General features: G+C 61.3%; 6 protein-coding genes. 3 read left to right on the forward strand and 3 right to left on the reverse strand.

Annotated elements, in window-relative coordinates; genetic code table 11:
* Nucleotides 1-116: 116 nt before the first annotated feature.
* Genes mutM through Q0562_RS08630 form a run of 3 tightly spaced genes read right to left on the reverse strand, consistent with a single transcriptional unit; the run spans nt 117 to nt 2,729 of the window.
* Nucleotides 117-956 carry a bifunctional DNA-formamidopyrimidine glycosylase/DNA-(apurinic or apyrimidinic site) lyase gene (mutM, locus tag Q0562_RS08620; RefSeq protein WP_298643504.1) on the reverse strand — a complete coding sequence of 280 codons (840 nt, stop codon included), beginning with the start codon at nt 954-956 and terminating at the stop codon, nt 117-119.
* Nucleotides 949-1,422: a hypothetical protein gene (locus tag Q0562_RS08625; RefSeq protein WP_298643505.1), complete on the reverse strand. Its 474-nt coding sequence runs from the start codon at nt 1,420-1,422 to the stop codon at nt 949-951. Before Q0562_RS08625 ends, mutM begins: the two co-directional genes overlap by 8 nt.
* On the reverse strand, nt 1,395-2,729 hold the full coding sequence (locus tag Q0562_RS08630; protein ID WP_298643507.1) for a Gldg family protein: 1,335 nt from the start codon (nt 2,727-2,729) through the stop codon (nt 1,395-1,397). Before Q0562_RS08630 ends, Q0562_RS08625 begins: the two co-directional genes overlap by 28 nt.
* Before the next feature lie 99 nt (nt 2,730-2,828).
* On the opposite strand from Q0562_RS08630, the gene xerD reads away from it, so the two are divergent.
* The 3 genes from xerD to asd all read left to right on the forward strand — a co-directional run bounded on the left by xerD (nt 2,829) and on the right by asd (nt 5,498).
* Nucleotides 2,829-3,695, forward strand: coding sequence for a site-specific tyrosine recombinase XerD (gene xerD, locus Q0562_RS08635; protein ID WP_298643509.1), 867 nt, complete (start codon nt 2,829-2,831; stop codon nt 3,693-3,695).
* 100 nt (nt 3,696-3,795) lie between these two features.
* Nucleotides 3,796-4,584 (forward strand): DsbC family protein, encoded by a 789-nt coding sequence (locus tag Q0562_RS08640; RefSeq protein ID WP_298643511.1) that lies wholly within the window; start codon nt 3,796-3,798, stop codon nt 4,582-4,584.
* Between the two features lie 77 nt (nt 4,585-4,661).
* Nucleotides 4,662-5,498 carry an archaetidylserine decarboxylase gene (asd, locus tag Q0562_RS08645; RefSeq protein ID WP_298643513.1) on the forward strand — a complete coding sequence of 279 codons (837 nt, stop codon included), beginning with the start codon at nt 4,662-4,664 and terminating at the stop codon, nt 5,496-5,498.
* Nucleotides 5,499-6,032 lie beyond the last annotated feature (534 nt).

A 6,032-nucleotide genomic window follows, 5' to 3' on the forward strand; every position in this document is an offset into this window, starting at 1 on the left:
GGTAGGTGCGCGGATTGTAACAGTTTTCCGGGGCAGTGGCGGGGCACAGGATGTATCCGCTGCCGTGCTTCTTCCTGCCCCGATATGCCCGGCGTCGTCCGGGCGCGGGCGGCGGGTCAGGCGGGTGTTTTTGTGTGCAAGGGCTGGCACTTGGGGCAATAGACGCTGCTACGCCCGCTGATGGTTTCCTGCGCCAGCGTCGTACCGCAACGCGGACAGGGTTCGCCGCTTTTGCCGTACACCGCGAGTTTGACGGCGAAATAGCCGCTGGTGCCATCGGGCTGGCTGAAATCGCGCAGGGTGGTACCGCCCTGGGCGATGGCTTCTTGCAGGACGTGCTTGATAGCCGCCGCCAGCGTCGTGCATTCGGCTGTGCTGAGGCTGCTTGCGCGGCGGGCGGGGTGGATGCCGCTTGCGTACAGCGCTTCGGTTGCGTAGATGTTGCCGACGCCAACAATATGCCGCTGATCCATGATGTGCGTTTTGATTGCCGCCGTTTTGCCGCGCGTTTGTGCGTAGAGACGGGTGCCGTTGAAGGCGTCATCCAGCGGTTCAACACCCAATGTGGCCAGTGCGGGCGGTGGTTGCAGCGGGTCAATGACGGCGACATGGCCGAAGCGGCGCGGGTCATGCAGGCGCAGTTCCTGCCCGTTTTCTAACGTTATCGTGACGTGGTCGTGCTTTTTGCGCGGGCTGTCTGCCGGAACGATGCGCAGGGCGCCGCTCATGCCGAGGTGGATATGCAGGGCGCGGTGCGGGTCGTCGCTGTGCAGAATCAGGTGTTTGCCGCGTCGGGCGACGTGGTTGATGACGCATCCGGCGAGGCGGTCAAGCGCGGCGTTATCCAGTGTTTGCCGCAGTTTGGCGACAAGGGCACGGACGGTGTGGATGCGTTGTCCTTCGATGTGCGGCGCGATGCCGCGTCGGGTGGTTTCGACTTCGGGTAATTCAGGCATGATCAGGCGTGGGTTTGGGAAACCAGCTCGCGGGCGGCTGGGCGAGCATGGCTTTGAGGTTTTCGTTGCACAGCCACGCGGTCGTGCCGTCATCCAGATAGTGCGCGTGGTGGAAGCTGTTGTAGGCGCCGAGGGTGTAGGTTTTGCCGTCGATGCCGAGGGTGACGGGACGCGAGGGCGCGGCCTGGATAGCGGCAAGCGGCTGCGGGCTGTGGCAGGCGGCGAGGAGGTCGAGCATCTGCTCGGTGCGGCCGTGCCGCACCGGTGTGCCGCCGCTTTGCCAATCCGTGCCGTCACGGGTAAGTTCGATGGGTTCACCGCTGTAATCAATGCGGATATGCCGCACTTGCGCCGGGTCGAGGAAGGCTTTGCCGCCAGCCATGCGGGCGTTGAGCGCGAGAAAGAGCGCGAGCAGCGCCGCCCACAGCGCGAGTGCGCTTAACCGTAGCGCCGTTTGCGTTGCCATGCGAGATACGGCCCGATAATCAGCGGTAACAGCGGCAGGATGACAATCAGCACGATGGCCAGCCACAGCATTTCCCCTTCGGTGAGCGTGAGGTACTGGTCTTTCAGTTCCGGCGGGGCGATGTTGGCGTGGGCGCGGGCAGGCATCAGGCTGGCAAAGAGATTTTGCACCAGGGTGCTGTTGCCGCCGACGTTCAAATAATTGTCCTGAAACAAATCACTGTCGCCGAGAATGATGATGCGCTGCTTCCTGCCCTGAAAATCGCGTTCCAGCGCCCAGCCGAGCGGTAGCGGCCCTTTCGCCTCGCCCTCGTCCGGCATGATGACGCCCGCATCGGCATTCTTCTCTGCCCAGCTCTGCTTGCCTGACCACAGCAGCACATGGCGCGTCCAGTCGCTGGTCGGCGGGCTGTCCGGATTATCGGCGAGCGCGACCGCCGTCGGCAGCAGTGGCGCCTGCTTGATGCCATCGCTGACGACATCCTCGCCCAACTCCTCCACCAGCAACAACTGCGGATCATCCAGTCCGTAGCCCTTCGCACCGGCATCGACCACACTGCCTTCAACCAGGCGCAACCCGCTCAACGTCGCCAGCCACGGCGGTAAATACGGGTGCCGCGTATCCGTCGTAAAAAGCAGGCTGCCGCCGCGCGCAAGATACGTCTGCAACGCGCTGCCATGCGCCTGCGGAATCTCTTCCGGATCGGCGATGACCAGCACATTGACACTGCGCGGAATCTCCACCGTGCGCGTCTGATCCTGATCCGTGACCGTCGTTTTCGCATTGCGCACCCGTTCATACGCCGCGCGCCAGTTACCGCTGCTGTCCTGCCGGTAAGCGCGTTCGCCGTGCCCCTGCAAATGCAAAATCTGCACATCACTCGTCTCGCCGAGATTCAGCAGCGCCTGGGCAATCCCCTGCGGACTGGCGACATCAATCCGCTCACCGTGTGTACCGTCGGACAAAAACAACTGCCCCTCACGCGTGACCTCGCGCGCCTGCACTCGCAGCGGATCCGTGTCGGGATTGACAAATTCCAGACGCAAATTCGGCTGCAACACCCGAAACGGCGCGACCAAATCACTGAACCCGCGCCGCATCTGCGGATTGTTGCGCACAAACGCTTCCAGCACGAGCTCGCCTTGCAGGGCGCGGATTGCCGCCTCCTGCTGCGCCGTGAGCTGCAACAGCGGCTGATCGCGCAGCACCAGCGCGCGAGAATCATGCAGCGACCACCAGGCACAAGCCAGCATCGCCGCTACCATCAGCGCCGCCAGCAACCATCCATAAAAAAACCGAAAACGCATTAACAAACCTATAATCCCAAAACCAAAACACGCGCCAAGCGAGACAACCATGCGTTTCGCGGCGCATCCGAGAAACCATTGTAACGGACGGGAGAAGCCATGATAGAAACCTTTTGCGACGCCCTGCTCTTCGAAGAAGGCCTGGCCGCTGCCAGCGTCGCCAGCTACCGCAACGACCTGCAACTCGCCGCGCGCCTGCTCGACAAACCCGTGCACACCTTCACCGCCGCCGACGTGCAAAACGTCCTGGCGCGGATGATGGATCTGCAACGCAAACCCACCTCGCTTGCCCATATGCGCACCACCCTGCGTCGCTACTTCGCCTGGCTCGCCGAAAACGGCTACCGCCGCGACGACCCGACTGCCCGTCTCGAACCCGCGCGCCTGCAAAAACCGCTGCCGCGCAGCATCGGCGAAGCAGACGTCGAAAAACTGCTGGCGGCACCCGACCCCGCCACGCCAACCGGCAGCCGCGATGCTGCCATGCTCGAACTGCTCTACGCCTGCGGCCTGCGCGTCAGCGAACTCGTCGGCCTGCGCCTCGGCAACCTCAATCTGCAAGACGGCATCCTGCGTGTACGCGGCAAAGGGCAAAAAGAACGCATCGTCCCCATCGGCGAAGACGCCGTGGCTGCCGTCGAGCGCTACATCCATAGCGCCCGCCCGCAACTGCTCAAAAAACCGCTGGACGACACCCTTTTCCTCAACGAACGCGGCAAAGCCATAACCCGTCAGGCCTTCTGGAAACTTATCCGCGACTATGCTGCCGTCTGCGGCATCACCGCGCCCGTCTCGCCGCACACCCTACGCCATGCGTTCGCCACCCACCTCGTCAACCACGGCGCCGACCTGCGCGTCGTGCAAATGCTGCTCGGCCACAGCAGCCTCAGCACCACACAAATCTACACCCACGTCGCCGAAGCCCGCCTTGCCGGCATCTTCGCCGCCCACCACCCGCGCGCCTGAATCCGGCATAAACGAACCGTAACCTAAAAATAACATCATGACAGCACACATTTGTTGTCGGTAAGATACACGGCAAGAAAGCCCGGAAACCCACACAACAATGCGCACACTCCTCTGTCTGCTGGCCGCCGTATGGATTACGGCGGCACACGCTGCCTCGCCCAACATGGAACTGGCCAAATCCGTCTTCGATCCGCGCGTCATGAGCAACGCCGTCGAATCCCCCATCCCCGGCCTCTACCAGTTCGCCCAGGGCAACGAAGTCTTCTACATCAGCGCTGATGGCCGCTACGTCATGCAGGGCGAAATGATCGACCTGCAAACCCAAATCAACGTTACCGAAACCTTCCGTGCCGGCGAGCGGGTCAAAACCCTCGCCGCACTTGATCCGCAAACCATGATCAGCGTCCTGCCGAACGCACCCGCATACCACATCACCGTCTTCACCGATGTGGACTGTCCCTATTGCCGCGTCATGCAGCAAAACATCCTCGAATACACCCAGCGCGGCATCGCCATCCATTACCTCGCCTACCCGCGCAGCGGGCCGAACGGCGTCGCCGCGCGGCGCATGGCACAAGTGTGGTGTTCGTCCGACCGCCTGAGCGCCCTGCTGCTGGCGCAGACCGACCAGCCCCTGCCCAACTCGCGCGGCGACTGCACCGGCCTCATCCGCGAACAATACGCCCTTGCGCAAAAACTCGGGGTCAGCAGCACCCCCTCCATCATCCTCGAAGACGGCACCCTCATCCCCGGCTTCGTCGCGCCCGCCAACCTCGAAACCATCCTGAACAAACATCCCGACCAAATCCTCATCGAAAAAAGCAGCGACGAGGAAGCCGTCCGCCTGGCGGCACCGCCACCGCCGCCACCGCCCGTCGCCCGCTGATTACCGCCTTCCCGTATGGATTTCACTCGTCCCCCGCTATACACTGCGCGCGCAATAATCCACAGGAAGTAACAATCATGAACATCCACCTCTACGTCCTCATCCCGCGCCGCCTGACGAGCGCCCTCATGTACCGCCTCGCCCGCATCGAAAAACCGCGCTGGCTGAAAAACCGCATCATCGCCGCATACTGCCGCCTCACCGGTGCAGATACCGACTTCGCTGCGGAGAAAAATCCCTACGCCTACCGCAGCCTGAACGATTTTTTCACCCGCAGCCTCGCCGACGGTGCCCGCCCCGTCGCCCCGGAAAACAGCGCCATCACCAGCCCGGTGGACGGTCGCTGCGCCATCTACGGCTCCGTGGATACCGACACCATCCTGCAAGCCAAAGGACTGCCGTACCACGTCACCACCCTGCTCGGCAGCGGCGAATGGGCGGCATACTTCGCGGGCGGCAGCAGCGCCACGCTCTACCTCGCCCCGGACGACTACCACCGCATCCACATGCCCTGCGACGGGCAACTGCTCGCCATGCGCTTCTGCCCCGGCGACAAACACAGCGTCGCCCTGCCGCTGCTCGACAAAATCCCCGGCCTCTTCGCCGGCAACGAACGCGCCGTCTGCCTCTTCGCGACCCCCTTCGGCAAAATGGCGCTTGTCATGGTCGGTGCACTGAACGTCAGCAGCATCGAAACCGTGTGGCACGGTGCCGTTCTTGATCGCGGCAGCAAAAACGACTACGACTACCGCAGCGCCGGGCTGCACTACAAAAAAGGAGCGGAAATCGGCCGCTTCAATCTTGGTTCGACCGTCATCCTCTTCTTCGAAAACAGCGTCATCGCCTGGAAACGCGCCGCGCTGGACGACGCCCGCAAAATCCGCATGGGCGAAACCATCGCCGAAACGCTCTGACCCTGCCGGATGCACATGGCGGCAACGAGTGCGCCGGTTTGGGCGCGCGGACAATTAAAAGGAAAGATAACGGCGCGGCAAGCGCAGAAACAGCGTAACGAACGGCGCAACAGCGGCGACGGGGTTGCGCGCTGCGGGGTTCTTGTTGGGCGTACCGCTTCCGCATGACGACTGCCTGCGCAAGAAAAAATGCACAAAACATCATCATTGTTCATAACAAAACCACAGAAAACCGGGCTTGCACGCGATATTTCCCATTTGGGCAGGATATAATTTCACGCATAACATCAAAACTGCGCAAAAATATTTATTGAAAATATAAATAAACTTCAAAAAAGCAGAAAGAAACACAAAATTACGCTGGTAAGATCACGAAAAAATCGCAAAAACTTTATAAAAAATGATGCAAAAACAATAAATAGCAATAACAAAATAAAATAAACCTCCATCTGCTTGACACCCTGCAACACCCTCACTACAATCCACGCCCGACATCATTGATGTTATCTCCTCTATATCCTCCTTTGGTGGTTG

It is taken from the genome of uncultured Cardiobacterium sp. (genome assembly GCF_938028825.1).
Taxonomy (GTDB): domain Bacteria; phylum Pseudomonadota; class Gammaproteobacteria; order Cardiobacteriales; family Cardiobacteriaceae; genus Cardiobacterium.